Origin of the sequence: Sinorhizobium sp. BJ1, from assembly GCF_002531555.1 — a bacterium.
GTDB classification, from domain to species: Bacteria; Pseudomonadota; Alphaproteobacteria; order Rhizobiales; family Rhizobiaceae; genus Sinorhizobium; species Sinorhizobium fredii_B.
This window is the reverse complement of record NZ_NWTH01000032.1, coordinates 24,366-42,788: the sequence shown is the minus strand read 5'-3', so window position 1 is coordinate 42,788 and position 18,423 is coordinate 24,366. Positions and strand designations below refer to the sequence as shown.

Annotated in this window: 16 protein-coding genes; 9 read left to right on the top strand and 7 right to left on the bottom strand. The window is 59.1% G+C overall.

The window, feature by feature from the left end:
* Nucleotides 1-197: 197 nt before the first annotated feature.
* A complete protein-coding gene (locus CO676_RS28210; RefSeq protein ID WP_245424519.1) occupies nt 198-1,223 on the bottom strand; it encodes a LacI family DNA-binding transcriptional regulator in 1,026 nt (341 codons plus the stop codon).
* A gap of 210 nt (nt 1,224-1,433) precedes the next feature.
* Between CO676_RS28210 and CO676_RS28205 the strand changes: the two genes are divergently transcribed.
* The 8 genes from CO676_RS28205 to CO676_RS36385 all read left to right on the top strand — a co-directional run bounded on the left by CO676_RS28205 (nt 1,434) and on the right by CO676_RS36385 (nt 8,521).
* Nucleotides 1,434-2,465 carry a sugar ABC transporter substrate-binding protein gene (locus tag CO676_RS28205; protein WP_097523522.1) on the top strand — a complete coding sequence of 344 codons (1,032 nt, stop codon included), beginning with the start codon at nt 1,434-1,436 and terminating at the stop codon, nt 2,463-2,465.
* Between the two features lie 102 nt (nt 2,466-2,567).
* The gene (locus CO676_RS28200) at nt 2,568-3,524 is read left to right on the top strand and encodes an ABC transporter permease (RefSeq protein ID WP_097523521.1); all 957 of its coding nucleotides are present in this window, start codon (nt 2,568-2,570) and stop codon (nt 3,522-3,524) included.
* A 17-nt stretch (nt 3,525-3,541) separates the two neighbouring features.
* On the top strand, nt 3,542-4,318 hold the full coding sequence (locus CO676_RS28195; RefSeq protein WP_097523520.1) for an ATP-binding cassette domain-containing protein: 777 nt from the start codon (nt 3,542-3,544) through the stop codon (nt 4,316-4,318).
* On the top strand, nt 4,318-5,292 hold the full coding sequence (locus tag CO676_RS28190; RefSeq protein WP_097523519.1) for an ABC transporter permease: 975 nt from the start codon (nt 4,318-4,320) through the stop codon (nt 5,290-5,292). The genes CO676_RS28195 and CO676_RS28190 overlap by 1 nt, the downstream gene beginning before the upstream one ends.
* 10 nt (nt 5,293-5,302) lie before the next feature.
* Nucleotides 5,303-6,313: a Gfo/Idh/MocA family oxidoreductase gene (locus CO676_RS28185; protein WP_097523518.1), complete on the top strand. Its 1,011-nt coding sequence runs from the start codon at nt 5,303-5,305 to the stop codon at nt 6,311-6,313.
* Between the two features lie 12 nt (nt 6,314-6,325).
* Complete coding sequence (locus tag CO676_RS28180; protein ID WP_097523517.1) at nt 6,326-7,285, top strand: sugar phosphate isomerase/epimerase; 960 nt, start codon at nt 6,326-6,328, stop codon at nt 7,283-7,285.
* 41 nt (nt 7,286-7,326) lie between these two features.
* A complete protein-coding gene (locus tag CO676_RS28175; RefSeq protein WP_179875681.1) occupies nt 7,327-7,644 on the top strand; it encodes a MurR/RpiR family transcriptional regulator in 318 nt (105 codons plus the stop codon).
* Nucleotides 7,645-8,233: 589 nt separating this feature from the next.
* Nucleotides 8,234-8,521, top strand: a complete 288-nt coding sequence (locus tag CO676_RS36385) for a hypothetical protein (protein ID WP_245424517.1) — start codon at nt 8,234-8,236, stop codon at nt 8,519-8,521.
* A gap of 363 nt (nt 8,522-8,884) precedes the next feature.
* Here the strand turns inward: CO676_RS36385 and CO676_RS28160 are convergent, their stop codons facing one another.
* Both CO676_RS28160 and CO676_RS28155 read right to left on the bottom strand, forming a co-directional pair.
* A complete protein-coding gene (locus tag CO676_RS28160; RefSeq protein ID WP_097523516.1) occupies nt 8,885-10,414 on the bottom strand; it encodes a SulP family inorganic anion transporter in 1,530 nt (509 codons plus the stop codon).
* A gap of 4 nt (nt 10,415-10,418) precedes the next feature.
* The gene (locus CO676_RS28155) at nt 10,419-11,123 is read right to left on the bottom strand and encodes a carbonic anhydrase (RefSeq protein WP_097523515.1); all 705 of its coding nucleotides are present in this window, start codon (nt 11,121-11,123) and stop codon (nt 10,419-10,421) included.
* A gap of 573 nt (nt 11,124-11,696) precedes the next feature.
* Here CO676_RS28155 and CO676_RS28150 point away from each other — a divergent pair.
* Nucleotides 11,697-12,995 (top strand): adenylate/guanylate cyclase domain-containing protein, encoded by a 1,299-nt coding sequence (locus CO676_RS28150; RefSeq protein WP_097523514.1) that lies wholly within the window; start codon nt 11,697-11,699, stop codon nt 12,993-12,995.
* 406 nt (nt 12,996-13,401) lie between these two features.
* On the opposite strand, the gene CO676_RS28145 is transcribed toward CO676_RS28150, so the two are convergent.
* The 4 genes from CO676_RS28145 to CO676_RS28130 form a co-directional block, all read right to left on the bottom strand.
* Nucleotides 13,402-13,656, bottom strand: a complete 255-nt coding sequence (locus tag CO676_RS28145) for a hypothetical protein (protein ID WP_097523513.1) — start codon at nt 13,654-13,656, stop codon at nt 13,402-13,404.
* A 269-nt stretch (nt 13,657-13,925) separates the two neighbouring features.
* Complete coding sequence (locus tag CO676_RS28140) at nt 13,926-15,632, bottom strand: polysaccharide lyase family 7 protein (RefSeq protein ID WP_097523512.1); 1,707 nt, start codon at nt 15,630-15,632, stop codon at nt 13,926-13,928.
* Between the two features lie 255 nt (nt 15,633-15,887).
* Entirely contained in the window at nt 15,888-17,012 is a 1,125-nt protein-coding gene (locus CO676_RS28135; RefSeq protein ID WP_097523511.1) for a hypothetical protein, read from the bottom strand.
* 12 nt (nt 17,013-17,024) lie between these two features.
* Entirely contained in the window at nt 17,025-18,311 is a 1,287-nt protein-coding gene (locus CO676_RS28130) for an MBOAT family O-acyltransferase (RefSeq protein ID WP_245424516.1), read from the bottom strand.
* Between the last annotated feature and the right edge of the window lie 112 nt (nt 18,312-18,423).

Genomic DNA, 18,423 nt, shown 5'->3' with positions numbered 1-18,423 from the left:
ACGCTTGAGCTACGCTCATATCCCACAATTGGCCATGGCATCAGCGTTTTTACACAGCCAGGACCCAAAGCGGTCGGCGAATGCAGATGCCATGAATGGCTCAATTGGAGCTCTTCGGAGACGTTCGCTCCGGCGATACGCGGGTGAGGCGATTCCACCCCTGTCCAGATTTCCGCCATTACCGGGGGTCTTTTTCGTCACAGACCGCAATTGTATCGGGTGTGCACCAGGATTTGCGAATAGGACGGCTCCACGGTTACGCCCCCGACGTTGTCACGGATCCATTTGGCGGCTGCCGTGAGCTCGCCGCTGAAGTCGTGCGAAATGACATAGTCCATGACGCTGGATTCCAGCAGGTTTCGCGAGTGGTTGGTCAATTCGTGGCCGACGAAGACCGTGTCACGGGCCCTTCCAGCGTGCTCCAGCGCCGCTGCCACGCCGCGGTTGGCGCCGGCGACGTTGTAGATCGCGGCCGGGTGACCATGTGCCTCGAAATAGCGGGTTAACTGCTCACAAGTGCTCTCCGGCCTGTCGTCCGAAATCACACGTTCCTCGATCCTCAAATATGGAAAATCGGAGCGCAGTACCCTCCGGAAGCCCATCTCACGCTCTTGCTGGCAGCGGAACGCCACGCTCATGACGATCAGAATATTGCTACGTTCCTTTGGGAGAGCATTGCCGATCAGAAGGGCCGCCACACTGCCGGCGGCATACTGGTCATTGCCTATGTAGGCGCTGCGACGGGAACTCGGCAGATCCGTCGTTAGGCAGACAACGGGAATTTCGATGGTCCGCAGCTTTCGTATCGCGCGGTTGATCGCCGGATGCTCGCGAGCGATGACCACGACTCCATCCGCTGCGCTGCCTTGCTGCTCGATCCGGCGCGCGAATGATGAGGGCTCGACTTCGCTCGTGGTTACGTAATCTCCCTCGATCTCGATGCCGGCAACGGTTCGATTGACCTCGGTTACAGCGGACGCCATTGCTGCATTGAAGGTTTCGCCAGAATCACAAAATAGACGAATATGCAAAGGGATGTCGCGGTCCGCGCTTTCATTCTTCAGCTTTTCGAGCGCCCCTAGGACGCGGGCTCTCGTTCGTTCTCGGACGCCGCTGCGGTTGTTGAGGACCCTGTCGACCGTCGCAGGACCGACTCCTGCGAGCTTGGCAATTTCCTGGACCTTGGGGCCTTTCCATGTCCGATTTTGCAGGTGATCGACCACAGCTTTCTCCAGTTTCCGCCTAAAACTGATGGTAAAAACATCATCTCGGAAGTTATCACTCATTGCAACGCTAAATTTTTGAACGGCTTGCCGCTGTGTTGTGTCACATCGACTTAGTGATGTATTTAGCATCAGAAAGCGGCTTTCATCTTCCCTTGTCTGATGTGATTCCAATCCGGATAATCACATCGTTAACGGAGGAGGAACCCCATGAAATTCGGAAATTCGATTTTGCTTTCTGCCTTGATGGCCGCCACCGCACTCGGAGACATAGCCAATGCGCAGGACGGCGAAAAGCAATATCGCTTCGTCATGGTCTCTCATATCGGATCGAACGATCCGAACATGGGTTGGCTGACGAAGTCGATGGAGGAGTTCGAGAAGAAATATCCGAACATCAAAACCGAATACATCTCCACCAACAACTATTCGGTCCAGGAACACGTTCGCCTTCTCGAGCAGGCTATCTCGACTCAACCTGATGGCATCGCCGTCCCGATCGTCAGTTCCGACGCCTTTGAAGGGCCGCTGCGCAAGGCCATCGAAGCCGGCATTCCGGTCGTCGCCTTCAATATTCCGGACGGCCGGCCTGAGGGCGAGCGCATTCCCTACCTGACCTATGTTGGCGGCGACGAATATCTGACCGGCAAGAAGCTCGGCGAATACGCGCTCGAAAAGGCCGAAGCCGGCGAAATTCCGAAGCCGACCCGTGTCGTCTGCGCAAGCCATGACTCCGCCCACCAGGGTCTCAAGGCTCGTTGCGCCGGAATGAAGGACGCAATGGAGAAGGCCGGCGCCAAGGTTGATGAACTCTTCATCGGCGCCGAACCGGCGACGGCACGCAATACCTTGCAGTCCTTCCTGCAGGCCAACACGGACACCAACTACATCTTCACGGTTGCTGGCTGGTCTTCACCCTGGGCATGGGGTGTCGCCAATGAGATGAAGCTCGACCCGGATGTCGACGACAAGGGCGTGACCGTCCTGACGGTTGACGAGGGTCCGGTTTCGATCGAGGGCGTGCGCGCCGGACATGTGCTGGCGACGAACAGCCAGGGCTTCTGGCTGCAGGGCTACGCGCCGATGGAATGGCTCTACTGGAACAAGGAGTTCGGCTACGCACCGCAGTCGAATATCCTGACCGGTCCCGTGATCATCAACAAGGACAACGCCGACAAGTGGGCCGAACTGGTTCGCGGCGTTTTCGGCGACAAGGCCTACGACGAGCAGAACACCTGGTAAGGGTTCCTCCCGGAGGGGCGGCCGGCTGCGACGAGGAGCGCCGGCTGCCCCGACTCATTTGTGCGCCTGATATCGCACATTGAAACCAGCGAGCAGAGTGTCATGAAACAGCTTGTGCGAAGCCAGGGCTTCGGCGCGATCATCGGCGTCGTCGTCATGCTTGTCGTGTTTTCCCTGATCGACTTTTCCGGCTGGTGGACCGCCCAGACCATCACCAATGTCACGCAGTTCACAGCCATCTTGTCCTTCGTCGCTATGGGCCAGGCCCTTGTCATCATGACGAAGGAAATCGACCTGTCCGTCGGCTCCGTTTACGGGCTGGCTGGCGTGGCCTTCATCACACTGGAGCCGAGTTTCGGCGTGCCCGGATCGCTCGTCATAGCGCTGGTCATGGCTGCCTTCGTCGGCCTTCTTCAGGCGTTTGCCGTGGTGAAAGGGCACTTGCCGTCGATGATCGTGACGCTGGGCGGACTCTTTGCGGTCCGCGGGGTCATCTATGTCTGGACGGGTGGCTCGGTCCACAATTTCTCAGCCGATGCTCGCATCCATCCGGTGACCCGTCTGTTCGGTGGCGAACTGTTCGGTGTCGAAGCGGCCATATTCTGGCTTGTCGTGGTCGCGGCCGTTCTCGGTATCGTCCTCTGGGCCACACCCTTTGGAAATCGCCTTCTGGCCACCGGGGGAAGCCGTGAAAGCGCGGAATCGCGCGGCGTCCGTACCGACCGAGTGAAGATCTGGGCCTTCGTCCTTTGCTCGCTGCTCGCCGGATTCGCCGGCATCCTGACCCTATGCAACCAGCCGCAAACCCATGTCACGCTCGGCGAAAATATGGAGCTCGAGGCCATTTCTGCCGCGGTCATCGGCGGCTGCCTGCTGACTGGCGGACGCGGCTCGATCATTGGAGCCGTACTTGGAGCTCTGATCGTCGTTAGCTTCCGCTACGAACTAATCGCTCTTGGCGCGCCCTCGTCCTGGTACATCACCTTCGTTGGTTTCGTGCTCATCGTGGCGGTCATCTTCAATCAGAAACTGGCCCGTTTCCTCGGACACAGCGTTTGACGCGGGAGGACATCAAAATGGCGAACAGCAATCCCCTCATTCAGGTCAAGAACCTTGATCTCCACTTCGGAGCTTTCCACGCCCTCAAGAACGTCTCGGTAGACTTTCACGCCGGCGAGCTGATCGGCCTGGTCGGCGACAACGGCGCCGGCAAGACGACACTGATCCGCGTCCTTTGCGGCATTTACGCCCCGACCTCGGGCGAGGTCTTTTTCGATGGCAATAAGGTGGAGAAATTTCACCCGAAGCTCGCGATCGACCAGGGGATCGAGACGATCCAGCAGTCCGTCGGCCTCTGCGATAACCTGTCGATCGCGCGCAATTTCTATCTCGGACGCGAGCCGGTCAAGCGTGTTCTCGGCCTCCCCTTCCTCGATATGGGCAAGATGCGAGAGAAGTCTACACGCGTGATCCGGCAATTCGGCTTGCGTGCAAATGTCTCCGCGGACGACGAGGTGGAACGCCTGTCAGGCGGAGAACGCCAGTCCGTGAAGATCGGTCGCGCGGTCGAATTCAAGAACAAAGTCATCATCATGGACGAGCCGACCAACCATCTGTCGGTACGCGAACGCGAGCACGTCAACGAACTCGCCGTCCAGCTCAAGGAGCAGGGCCTGCTCGTGATCTACATCACCCACGACATCTTCCAGGTGCACAAGCTCGCCGACCGAATTGTGATCATGGAGAATGGCGAAAAGGTCGCGGACGCAACGACGGATTCCATGACGGCGGAAGAACTCGAAGAGGTTATCCGCCAGGGCGGGCGCGTCGTGGAAAAGCGGGAGGCGGTCTGATGGCTCTCTCCTCCGCCAAGCCTCTCATTCGGCGTCACGCGGAGATCGGGATCTTCCTGATCGGCGCCGTTTTGATCGTCATCTTCGCCTCAACATCGGACGGTCGATGGGCCAACCTCTACAATATCGGCACCATCCTGCAGGTGACGGCAACGCTGGGTTTGATGAGTCTCGGCGTCGCTATGGTGATCGGGACGGGCGAGATCGACATCTCGGTCGGTTCGACTTTCGGCATGGGCGCGCTGGCCTACCTCTGGCTTGCGGCTCAGGTTGACCCGTCGATCGCCGCAGTTGCTGCGGTGTTGGTCGGCGCCGCGATCGGACTGTTCAACGGCTTGCTGGTCACCCGAACCGGCACGCCATCCCTCATCATCACGCTTGGGACGCTGATGATCTTCCGAGGCATCGCCATCGCTCTGACCGAGGGATTTTCATTCTCTATCCCCTATGCAGCGCGCAAGGGCTGGACCTACTTCGTCCTCGGCGGCGGTGACTTCCTGGGCTTTAACACCGCGCTCTACTGGCTCATGAGCTTGACCGTCATTCTCCTGGTGGCGTTGAAAGCAACGCCTTTCGGCAACCGCCTTCTCGCCGTTGGCGGGTCGGCCGAAAGCGCGCACTCGCGTGGCGTTCGCGTTGATCGCATCAAACTGTCCGCTTTTGTCCTGTGCGGCATGTTGGCGGGTTTCGCTGGCACGCTCGAGGCCGGCAAGCTTGGCTTCGCAGACGGCTCGATGGGGCGCCTGATGGAACTGCAGGCGATTGCCTCCTGCGTGCTTGGCGGCTGCCTGCTCGCCGGCGGCAGGATCTCGCTGCCAGGTGCGCTGATGGGGGCCTTCGTTCTGTCCTCCATCCAATCCTATCTCGTGGTTACGGGCGTCCGCCCACAGTGGTTCATCCTCGTCCTTGGTCTCATCGTGGTACTCGCCGCCTACGGCGACCGATCGCTGCGGCAATGGGCGCTTCGCAAGTAAAGGGTTCAAAATGTCTGTCAGAATAGCGATCATAGGCGCGGGTATCATGGGGGCCGACCACGCCCGCATTGTCGCTGAAGATCTTCCGGGAGCCTCGCTGCAGGTTGTCTGCGACGCCTCGCAGGAGCGTGCGCGCAAAGCGGCCGACGAATACGGGGCAGGTGACGTCTCGGACGATCCGCTTGCCACCATCAGACGCGATGACGTTGATGCCATTCTGATTGCCAGCCCCGACGAAACCCATGCGCCGCTTGCGCTTGCGGCCATCGAAGCTGGAAAGCCCGTCCTTTGCGAGAAGCCACTCTCGCAAAGCTCGAAGGAGTGCCAGGACGTCATCGAGGCGGAAGTGTCCCGCGGCCGGCAGTTTGTCCAACTGGGTTTCATGCGCCGCTTCGATCCGTCCTATCGCGACATGAAAGCGGCCTTGGACGACGGCTCGCTCGGGGCAGCGATCATGATGCACAATTTCCACCGGAACGTGGAAGCGCCTGCGAACTTCACCGGCCAGATGGCTATCACCAACTCTGCCCCCCACGAATTCGATGTCGCCCGGTTCGTCCTCGGCGCCGATTACAAGGCGATCTCCGTCTTCCAGCCAGCCGGGATAGACGCTTCCAGAACGGGGGCGCCGGTCTTCATGGTCCTGGAGACCGACAAGGGCCAGTTGGTCAACATCGAGATCAACAACAACGCCGCCTACGGTTATGACGTCCGCGGTGAGCTCATCGGCGAAAAGGGATCAGTCTTTCTCAACGCGCCGATCCATACGCGCCAGAACGGCCGGCTCATGTCCTACGAGCGTTATGCGCCGGACTGGAGGCCGCGATTTTCGGAAGCCTACCGGCTTCAGAACAAGGCCTTTCTCAATTTCGTGCGAACCGGGGAATTCCCTCCCATCGCGGCGGACGCTTGGGACGGCTACTGCGCAGCGCGCATTGCGGAAGCCGGCGTCGATGCCCTCGTGAAGGGCGAGCGTATCACCCTTGCAAGGGCGGAAAAGCCGTCCCTCTACAAGCAGTAAAGGATTAAAGAGATGAAACTCGGCTTCGTTTCCGACAGCCTCGGCGGAATGACCTTCGATCGGCTTCTCGACAACGCCGCGCGCCTTGGTGTCTCGGGCGTGGAGGTCAACACGGGCGGCTGGTCGACAGCTCCCCACTTCGACCTGAAGACCATGAAGGCAAGCGCCGATGCTCGCCGCGCCTTCACTCGCGCCTTCGAAAACAGTGGGCTCGAGATCATTGCGTTGAACGCCAACGGCAATCCCTTGCATCCAACCCAGCCCGAACAGGGCGAGTGCCTCAAGGACACGATCCGCATCGCCGGCGAGATGGGGATCAAGACCGTCTGCACCATGTCCGGACTGCCGGCAGGACGTGAAGACGATCTGATGCCGAATTGGGTCGTCTCTTCCTGGCCGCCGGAAACGCAAGAGATCTTGCGTTACCAGTGGGAGGAAAAGCTCCTACCCTTCTGGACGGAAATCGTCGTTCTGGCGAAAGATTGCGGCGTCGAGCGCATCGCGCTGGAGCTTCACGGCAACCAGTGCGTCTACAACGTTCCCTCGCTTCTGAAGCTCCGGGCGGCCGTCGGCCCGATTGTCGGCGCCAATCTCGATCCATCGCATCTGTTCTGGATGGGCGCGGATCCTCTCGTCGCCGCCGAAGCACTCGGCGAGGCCGTCTATCACGTCCATGCCAAGGACACGATGCTCAACGCGCCTGTCCAGGCGACAACTTCGCTCCTCGAGAATGGCTCGCTGATGGACATTCCGGCGCGAAGCTGGTCCTACATCACCCTCGGCTTCGGCCATGGCGAGGAGTGGTGGCGACAGTTCTGCTACCGGCTGAAACTGGCAGGCTATGACGGCTGGCTGTCGATCGAGCACGAGGACGTGCTGCTCAATAGCCTCGAAGGGTTGGAGAAATCGGTCGCGCTGCTCAAGGGGGTGATGCCTGTCGCGCCAAGCGACTTCACACCGCAAGCAATCTGACGGTCGAACGAGGCGCTGCCGCATCTGGAGAACAGCAGACTATGCGAAACCGGAACGAAGGTGTACCGCCGAGCAGCCTTTCGGAGCTGAAGTCGTTGATTGCCTCGAGACAACTCGAATTCCCAGATCAGCTTGAACGCGTTGTCCGCTGCGCCCTCGCCACGCCGGAACTAATAGCCTTTGGTAGCTCCAATTCGGTGGCACTTGCCTGTTCGGTGTCACCGACGACCGTGGTCCGGCTCGCTGGCTTCCTCGGTTTCGAGAACTATCGAGACCTCCGAACCTTGTTTCGGGCGCATTTGCGGAGACGTGCCGCACGAGTGCCCGCGTCCGGCTCAGCGACCGGGCTAACCGGATAGCCTCTTCACAGAGACCTGTGGGTGGAATGTTGAGTGTGGCCGCTTGGAGATATAAACTGTGCCATTTGGCGCGATGGCCGCTGTTGGGCACATTCCGGTCTCATCGGCCGAGACAGCCGAACTTCCGCAGTCCACCCGCTACCGCCGTCGAGAGCAGCGGAGCTAAAGGTCGTCTTTGGTGCCGATTTCAGACCTTGGCATCGGGCGGCCATGTGTCCGGTTTTCGTGTTGCACCTCCTAGCAGCGGACGGTCGGCAGTCGGCTCCCAGTCGAGCCATTACTCCGCCGAAGATCAATCTAACTGGCCAGCCGGTCCCAGTAGGGTGGGTTGCCGAAGCTCCGCTGCAAGCTGTCGGCCAGTGCGCGGATTTTCGCCGAGCGCCATGATCGCGGGGGTAAGTTATGAAAAGCTCTGCGCCCTCCGCCCGCGCGCCGACGTCGATCGGCACCAACACTCCGCATTTTACGGCTTCATGGATGAAGAAGGTCGGCAGTAGCGTGATTCCGAGGCCCGCCATCGCCGCCTCCCTCATCACCAGGCCATTGTTGGCCCGGAATCGCCCTCGCGCATCGAATAGAGGATGCCGCAATGATGCTGCAGCTCGTCTATCGACGCCGGATGCCCTTCCCGTTCCAGATAGGCGGGGGAGGCGACGAGCAATCGGCGGCTCGTTGCCAGGCGCCGAGCAATAAGCCGGCTGTCGCCGATCGCGCCGTGCCGAAGGACTGCGTCCAAGCCGCCGGCGGCCGCATCGACGAAGCGGTCGTCCAGCTCCAGCGAGACTTCGATCTGGGGATGCTCCTGGATGAATTTGGTGAGCGCCGGCGCCAGATGGAGGCCTATCGCTCGCTGACTACGGACTTGGCCCGGGCATGATGCCTCCTGCGTCTTCGGCAAACGCCGAGGAATTCAAAGTGTCATCACCCGCAGGTACCATCCATGCTCGGGAATACGGTCTCGGAGAGTCGACGCACCCAGCTATTGGTGCTCTTAGTCGCCGCCGTTTTCATCCAAAATTAGTCGCAGCCGCATTCGCCGGATTGGTTGCGGGCTCGGCGCTCGGAGGCACGGATTACCGCCCTGTGTCGAAAACTATAAGACGCTCTGGGCTCCGAGAACAGCGATCGCGAAAAGGGCCGCCGTCGGCCTCACCCTCCAGAGGCCGTCGTCAGTGGCGGCCTGTCATTCGCTGAGATGCGGTCCCAAAGAAAAAGGGAGGGCGACCGCCCTCCCAATATCCTATGCGACCTCAGTGGAAAATCGCTGAAACAATGGTTTCAGCCGGGGATGCCGCACTGCCCGCGGCGGATGGACCTCAATGGCCCGGCCGGACCTCGCCTCCCGCCGTAACCATTCGCTGATGGTCTCTGCGCTGGTGTGATCCATGTAATGAAGGTCCTCACCGACGATCCTCACCTTACGGCCTTCGGGCAACTGCTCGAGCGTGTTGAGCAGTATAGGCACGTCCCTGCAGGTGGCGGCGCCGCCAAGTTGGACATGGATTTCCTCGTCTATCTCGGCATGCCTGATCGCAAGCTTTCGGCGAAGGTACGGCACGATCTCGATGATCGACAGCGCCAGGCCAAGCGCGACACCGACCAGCAGGTCCTGCAGGACGACCATTGCGACGGTCACCGCCCAGATGCCGACCGGGACCAATCCATGGTGCTCGAAAAGATGCCGGACGTGGCGCAGGCTGATCAATCGCCATCCGGTTACCAGCAAAACCGCGGCGAGGGCCGACAAGGGAACCAAGGTCAACAAAGCCGGCGCCAGCGCCACCAGACCCAATATCCACAAGCCGTGCAGGATGGCGGAGGCCCGCGTGCGCGCCCCGGCCTGTATGTTCGCCGAGGAACGGACAATGACGCCGGTAATCGGCAATCCGCCAAGCAAGCCGCAGAGCCCATTGCCGACGCCCTGCGCGAAAAGTTCCTTGTTGAATTTGGTACGCACCCCGTCATGCATCCGGTCGACGGCCGCAGCCGAGAGAAGGGTTTCGGCACTGGCGATCACGGCAATCATCACAGCCATGAGCATGATGCCGGGCTCAAGCATTCGGGCAAAATTTTCCATCGTTGGCAGCGTGATGCTATCGACGAGCGAGGCTGGCACCTCCACTCGCGCGATCGGCAGCTGCAGCGCGGCGGCGAGGACCGTCGCCGCCGCGACCCCGACCAGCGCTCCCGGAACCAGCGCAAGGGATTTCGGCCGGCACTTCTCCCAGCACACCATTGCAAGGAGAGATATGAGGCCGACCTTCAACGCGGTTGCCTCGCTCGTCAGGCCAGTCCCCCAAAGACGGGCGAGACTGTCCTCGATCGCCGCGACGTTCTCCATCCCGCCGGCAGCGGGCTTGGCATCCATCAGCACATGAATCTGCCCCAAGATGATCAGAATACCGATACCGGCGAGCATGCCGTGAACCACGGCCGGCGAGATCGCCCGGAACCAGGAGCCGACCCGCAGGAATCCCGCGGCGATCTGCAGGAATCCGACGACGAGCAGGACGGGAGCGAGCATGGCGACGCCGTAGTCCTCGACGAAACCGAAGACGATGACGGCAAGTCCGGCGGCAGGTCCGGAGACCTGCAGCGGCGAGCCTGACAGGAAGCCGACGACGATGCCGCCGATGATCCCGGAGATCAGGCCCATTGCCGCCGGCACGCCGGAGGCGATTGCGATTCCGAGGCACAGCGGAATGGCAACGAGAAAAACGACCAGCGACGAGGCGAGGTCGCGCGAAAAGGACGAGCTATTGGCTGTCATGGCGCTACTCCGCGGCAAGTGTTGCTGCGATTTGCGGCATGACATGCGGGCGATCGCGGCCGGTGAACGCGACCGGCAGCGGCTCCCCGTCCTGCGGCACCGTGAAGGTCGCTGTCGCCCCGTCATAGACCTGGACTTCGCCGGTCTCGATGTCGAAGAACCAGCCATGAAGGGTGATCTCGCTGGTGGCGAGTTTCGCGGCCACGGAAGGATGCGTCTTCAGGTGATCGAGCTGAACGACGACGTTTTCCATCGCCACGGCGCGCACCCGGTCAGTTTCGGAAAGGTCGTCAGGATAGGCCCGGCAAACGATCGAATAGGCGGCATGACTGTGGCGGAGCCAGGCGGCGACATTGGGCATCGGCTGGAGCAACTCCGGATGGCACAGGCCCTTCATCGCTCCGCAGTCCGAATGGCCGCACACAACGATGTCACTCACACCAAGCGCCAGAATGGCATATTCGATTGCCGAGGAGACTCCACCGTTAAGGGTCGAGAAAGGCGGAACGATGTTGCCGGCATTGCGGCAGACGAAGAGATCCCCGGGACCGGCTTGCGTGATAGTCTCGGGCATCACCCGGCTGTCGGCACAGGATATCATCAAAGCGTGTGGCTGCTGGCCTTCCCTCGCCAGCTTGCGGTAAAGCGCCGATTGGTTGGGAAACACCGCGCCGCGGAAACTGGAGATACCTTTCAGGAGATCACCCATGTTCGGATCCTCTTTCTGGCCGGACGTCGGACTGGGAGGTGTCTCTCGTCCGGCGGGTTGCAGAAGCGATCTGTTCGCAGGTGCGAAAAAGAACAGCAAAAAGGGTGCAGTGCAACCAGTCGCTGCGAGATCACAATCAACAACACGTGAGGGGTGCGCATGCGACCCCCGCCGACTGGGGAGTTCCGGACGATACATTATGCGATTTTCTTAGCGAAAATGGAACAAACTTCCCAAAAACGGATGCCGTTGCTGTCACGGCAAGGCTTAAGGCATAGAGCCCATATTTGGCTAGGTTTCACGCCCGCTACATGCCGGTTGGATGCTCTCGTCAAACTGGATATTATTTGAGCGTTAGACAGTTTGCAGCGCCGGTGTATTGGCGGCACTGACTAACGGCCGCGGACGCCGGATCCTCTTTCGGAACGAAAGCACTACTCGCAAGCACACGAGAACTACTGGAGTCGCGACTTCTACACGCATCGATTCGATGACGTTCCCCGTACCGGTGTTCTGGAATGGCCGGCTTCCGGTGATCGGCGGTTCGATATCAAACGTCAAGGGGAGCAAAAGATGTCCGCCCACGCAAGGAGCGGTTCGTCGGTCAAATCGTCGACTGCTGACTCAGGGAATGGTCTGTTTGTCAGGAGACTAACGACCGAGATCATCCAATTCGGGACGATCGGCTACCCCGAAACAGTCGCCCGACGGCTTCGACTCACTAACATGCTGAACGGTTTTCTCTTCTGCGGGTTTGCAATATTTTCCATCAGTTATGCGGTCACCAAGTGGGAGATGTTCTACCCACTGGCAATCCTGGCAGGACTATGCCCTTTGCTCTGGTTGGTGACGCCATTTCTGCACAGAATAAATGAGGTCACTGCAATAACCTACATTTGTGTTGCCAACTCGATAATTTTCATTTTTGCATGTTACCTGAGCGGGTCGGAGTTTGGTGTACATTATTTACTTTTGGGCGCCCCCGCTGTGCTGCTTTTTCTCGGCTCTGAGCGCATCCTTGTCGGTCTGACACTGTTCAGCGTGATGATCGGTAGTTTTATCGTTGCTGAATTCTGGTTGCCGGAAGCTGCCTTGATCGTCCCTATTCCTGCGGCGACATCCGCGCTCCACAAAGTAATTTGCATGGTCTGGGCCTCGCTGCTCGTATTCGGCTCGATCTATTATGCCTTGAGAGTTGGCGAACAAGCCGAAGCGGCGTTGGAGCGGGAATACGCACGATCGGAAGCGCTGCTCCGCAATCTGATGCCGGAGGCCATCGCCGTTCGCCTCAAGAACAATCCCGAGGCGATCATTGCCGATCACTTCGACGAAGTGACGATCCTCTTCGCCGATATCGTCGATTTCACTCCCCGCGCCAGCCACTTTGCTCCAAGCGAAATCGTACGGTTTCTCAACCGCGTGTTTTCGGCATTCGACCTGCTGGCGGAAAAACATGGGCTAGAGAAGATCAAGACGGTCGGCGATGCCTATATGGTTGCGGGCGGAATGCCTGAGCGGCGAGACGGCCATGCCGCGGCCGTTGCAGACATGGCGCTGGACATGATCAAAGCAACCAAACGGCTCAGCGCCGAGCTGAAGGAAGACCTCTCAGTGCGCATCGGCATCCACACCGGTCCCGCGGTGGCGGGGGTGATAGGAACCCGGAAGCTGTTCTACGACGTCTGGGGTGACACCGTTAACACGGCGTCGCGGATGGAATCACATGGCAGCGCCGGCCGAATCCAGGTGACCGAGGATGCGAGAAACGCTCTCGGCGAGCGTTACACCTTCGAGAGGCGCGGCCTTGTGGAAGTGAAGGGTAAAGGTGAGATGGAGCTCTATTATTTGACTGGGCTGTCCTCCACAGCCTGATGGCTCCCGCCTGCCACGACAGTCCCAGAAAAGATTCACGCCATTAGGAGATCAGCGCCCCCATGGCGCGTTGAGGGACAAGCATTCTAATCCGCCGCCTTGAAGAGACTCGAACTGCAGACCTCGCAATTATTGTTGCTTGCCGGAACGGGCGAACTCGGTCATCCGTATCTAGCTCCGGCCAAATTTGGCCGCCGAAGGGACTCTGATTTGGGAGTGCATCCTCGTCTTGAACGGATCCTAACCGTCTGCCCGCTTGCAAAGGCCAACTCGCATCATCAGGCGAACCGAGGTTCGCATGCAATATTTATGGCTGTTTCCAACTGGAAAGGCGTTTCAGCCTCAATAGCAAGCCGTGGCCCGCGGTCGACACCTTCCTCCCTCCCGGTTCGGCAGGCGCGACGCGCTACTTTTGAGCAGCAACGGGAAGTTTCGATGTGTGGCGGAAACGTCGAGAAGCGGATCGAGACGGCAAGCGTCCCATCGCAATACCTTCCAGGGCCTGCTGGACTACGGCTTTCATTCCGAACTGGCCTAGTTTGGCGAAATCCACCAGGTCCAGCGAAAGAACTCTGCAAACCTCATCGAGGTTTCGCGGCGCGGCGAGATTGTCAATGTCCTCCAAGGCAGCCCTCAGGACTGCGCGCTGGTAGTCGCTCATCCGTGAACCTCCGCTTGTAAAAGCGATACGCACTAAAGCCATGAGATTCGATATTTAGAAGCCTAAATATCTCAGTTGTTGCGCGTCCACTCCTTATGCGACGCTGCGGTGCGATGAACCGTAACAAAGCGCCGTTATCCGCGAAAGTGTTCAATAGGACTATCGAATAATCCCTTTGTACGGGGGGCCGCGTCACGCGGCAAAAGCGCTTCGCGGTGGGAGCGGGCGGCAATCGGCAATTTGCAGCCATTGATCTCCAGGCGGCATGCTCAAAGGACGAAATCGCTCCCTTGCAGCGTGAAAACTCCGTCGACGTGGATTGAGAAATCCGCGGCTCCGTCGCCGTTTACGTCTCCATAGATATACGTTTCCGATGACGTGTTGACGTAACGCAGCTCCCCGGCCTTGCTGGAAAAGGCGTCTGTTCCGATAAACTTGAAGGCCTGCCCTTCGCTGACGAGCGCATTTGCGTCGATGGACGCGAGATTGATCGTATCGCCTTCGGCTTGTGAAAACTGGTAGACGTCGTCGCGGCCGCTGGAAGTCAACGTCGATGCAGCAAGCGACTTGAAGATGAAGCTGTCTGCGCCGGAGCCGCCATAGAGATTGTCGGCCCCCTCGTCGGCGTAAAGCTTGTCGTTGCCGGCTCCCCCGTAGAGCGTATCGGCGCCTTCGCCACCGATCAGCTTATCCGCGCCGTCACCTCCATAGAGCCGGTCATCATCGCCATAGCCGTACAGCGTGTCGTCTCCGGTTCCGCCATCCAGCCGGTCATTACCTGCCTGGCCCAACAGCGTATCATTGCCGTCCTGCCCATAGAGCGTGTCAGCGCCGTTGCCGCCGTCAAGCCGGTCGGCGCCGGCCTCCCCCTTCGAATAATCGTCGCCGTCGCCGCCGTAGAAGGTGTCGTCGCCGTCACCGCCTGAAAGCACATCTGCGCCGACCTCGCCCTTAAGCGTGTCGTTGCCTGCGCCTCCGACGATCGTGTCGTCGCCATCACCGCCATAGACAGTGTCGTCGCCAAGGCCGGCGTAGAGCACATCGGCGCCGCCCTGACCGACAAGCTTGTCTGCGCCCGCCCCCCCGAAGATCTTGTCCGCGCCGTCGCCTCCGCGAACCACGTCGTCGCCGCCATAACTGTAGATGACGTCGTCGCGCGTTCCTCCGGCCAGCACGTCATTGCCGATCGTCCCGGTCGTGTCGGCCGCGTAATCGCTTGAATCGCTGCTTGCCCCCGACACAGACAGCCCGTCCAGCCCCTCCCCGACCACGTGAGAAAAGTCGAGGCCATAGAACGACACCTGCCCGGAGCCGGTGCTGTTCGTCTGGTTGGTTCCGAGATAGATACCCGCCTTGAAATAGAACTCGTCATCCGCCCAAGCGGCACTGATCGTGGTCACCGAGGTATAGGTGTCGCCGTCGGCATAGACGACGACGGTCAAAGCATCTCCTTGAACGTCGATCTTGTACGAGAAAACTTCCCCTACAGAAATGTCCGGGCTCTCCCCCTCGGCATTCTGCAAGACGAATTTCACCGGTTCATTATTCTCACCGGCTTGATCGTTCTTGAAATAGACCTCGCCGTTCTCCCAATACAGTCGGACCAGCTCATCCTCGGAACCATGAACCTGACCGAGGACAATTCGACCGTACTCGCCGTCCGAGGTTTGCGGTGCCTCGTCGATCTTCAGGGTCGCCGTCATGGTCCCTCCCTCAGCCAGCGTCCAGGCGGCCAGCGAGGTACCATCCATTTCACGCAGCTCCGATCGAGCGCATGTCGTGTCCTTGGTGATTGCACCGTCCACAGTGGCGCGGAAAACCATCGCGCCATCATCGGCACTGTAGAAGTACCGGGAATGCTCGAAGCCCGAGAGATCGAGGATCTCGAAAGCGGTGCCCGTTGTTCCTCCGTCCTCGTCGATCGGCAGGCAAAGCTTCCACGTCGTCAGGTCGAAGTTGTCTGAATTTGTCGTCACGGTAGCGCCCTCTCAAAGACCCTTGAGAAATCCCGAGAAGAATTCTCGGCCCCGGCGCTCACGTTATTTGACGACTAGAAATCTTCCGTTTCGTAGATAGTTCCAAATTGAAGCATATCGCGCCGAGAACGAAGTGCCGGCGAGACAGGGTGCTTTAAGCGCTCGTCTTATGTGGCTTTGGCAGCGGTCTACAGGGTGAAAAATCGCCGAGGCCCCCAATGCTCCAACAGAGGGGCCTCATTGAACTACGGCTGGCTAGTACTTGGTCTCGTCGAAATAGCGCAAAGGCATTTCCCAGACCACATATTTCAACTGTTTCTGCTCACTGAGCTTGCTTTGAAGAAAGGATTCCATCGGAGCAAATGGACCTTTTCCCTCTTCTGCAAAATTGACCACATCCGCTCGTGCATACGCTCGCAACTGTGCTTCGAAGCTCCACTTCGGATTGGCGCTGTAACTCGAGCCGACGATTGCCACTTCGGGGGCCGTCTCCTCCTCGAACAAGACATCGAGGCTAACCTCCGCGGGGACAGCGGTAAGTTGCACCAGAGGGTCGCCGGGCTGCGGAAACAGCGGCGCAAAGGCGGAAAACTTCGCAAACTTATAGAGGTCGCCCATATGCGAAATTGGGGACTCCCGCTTGATCGCAAAGTCCTGGTGCCTGAGCCGCGCATCCTTGATCAGAACGTCCGCGACAAGGTGCGCTGCGATACCAGCCCCCTCGACCGTCCAATGGGTGTCCGATTGCATGAAAACCGCGCCCCCCTTGCGGGCCCTCACAAACGCCTGCTGCAGGTCGGGGATCTCTACACCCCCTATTTCGAGCAGGCGCCGGCGGATGTCGGCATAATAATGCTGTCGCGAGGCAGGCGGTTCTACATGGCCGAGCTTGTCGCGATAAACATCAGCTTTTTCCGGAAGAAGGAGGAGAATTGGCTCGATACCGGACTGCCGAAGCTTGGCTGTCGCGTCCGCTGCCAGTTTCAAATGCCTTTCAATGGCACCTGCGGACTTGAGATCCCAGCTAAACTCCTCGTCAGTGAACAGCCAGCCATCGCTCCCTTTGATCAGGCCGCCGCGGGCTTCGTCGAAAATGCCGAAACTGATCGCATTCAACAGGCCGGTCGAGAAGTCGCGGATGGGAAACACGTCCTTGTAGACTGCCTCCACTGCCAAGGCCTCACGGCCTTGCACGATATCGGACACCGAGGGTCTTTCGCGGCGATGCTCGGCAAGGTCCGCGCTGTTCCAGAAATGGACGAATGCAAAGACCCCGTAGAGGAACAGGAGCAGCATTGAGCAGGCCGGCAGATGACGCAGCTTGGCTCTCACTTCGGAGCTGTTGTCATCGGACGAAAAGAAGACTTGATCAGTGCTCATTTTCAAAAAGCCCTAGAACTGGAAGTACAGGAAGGGTGTGTCGCTGTCGGCCACGAGCTTTAGGATCGCGATCAGCCCAAGAACGGTCGATGCAATCCCCATGAGCAGACTGACCGGCGGATCGTCGGTTTTGGCGCTTTCCACCAGTTCCCCCGTTGTTTTCAAGGCAAAAGCCCGACGGAGCTGCGGTTCACGCACGGCAACGACCACAGCGACCGTCATGAGCGCGAAAGCGAAACTCGGAAACTGCCACGCATAATCGCTTCGAAGGGCGAAGCCGTTGAGTCCCGCCATACCGGCGAGCATGTTCATCGCCTCCGTCATGTTGGCTGCCCGGAAAAATACCCAGCCAATGCAGACGAGGAGCATGGTGAAGGCCCAGGAAAGAACGCGGAACGGTGCGTTCGCGGAGACCTTGAAATAACGCTCAGCGGCAAGCCAAAACCCGTGCCAGGCTCCCCAAACGAGGAATGTTGTGTTGGCGCCATGCCAAAGGCCGCCCAGGACCATGGTTGCAGCGAGATTGAAATAGGTGCGCTGCGGCCCGTTTCGATTGCCGCCAAGTGAAATGTAGAGGTAGTCACGCAGCCAGCTTGAAAGCGAGATGTGCCAGCGGCGCCAGAAATCCGTGATGTTTACCGACCTGTAGGGAGCGTTGAAATTCTCGACGAAGTGAAAGCCCACCATCATGCCGAGGCCGATTGCCATTGACGAGTATCCGGAGAAGTCGAAGTAAAGCTGAAGGGTGTAGGCAACAGCGCCGAGCCAACTTTCTGCCATTGTCGGATCAGGAATGGCGAATGCAGCGTCGGCAATCGGCGCGATTGAGTCGGCGATCAATACCTTCTTGGCCAAACCGGTCAGAAAGCGCATGGCACCGTAGTTGAACTTGGCCATATTGTGATCGCGACCGTAGAACTGCTCCGCCAGGTCCGAAAAGCGCAGGACAGGGCCGGCAATCTGGTGCGGAAAGAACGCGATGAACGCGGCATAGTCGATAAAGGAGCGAGATGGGACAAGATCCCGCCGATGCACATCGATGATGTAGCTCAGGTTATGGAAAATGTAGAATGAGATGCCGATTGGCAGAATGACATGCTGCAGGGACCAACTGTAAGGCTCGCCGCCATTGAATGAATAAGCAATGCTGTCCGCAAAGAAGTTGAAATACTTGAAGTAAAACAGCAGAGCCAGATCACCAACAATAGCAGAGATTAGGATTCTCTGGCGCCAATGCTCATTCTCGGTGCGATAGATGAGGAGCGCGGCGCAATAATTGAACGCCGTGGTGGCAAGCATAAGAGCTGCAAAATCAATTCTCCACCAGGCATAGAAGCAATACGATCCCACAAGGATAAATAAAGATCGGAACCTCTGTGGGCAAATGTAATAGAGAGCCAGAAAGGAAGGC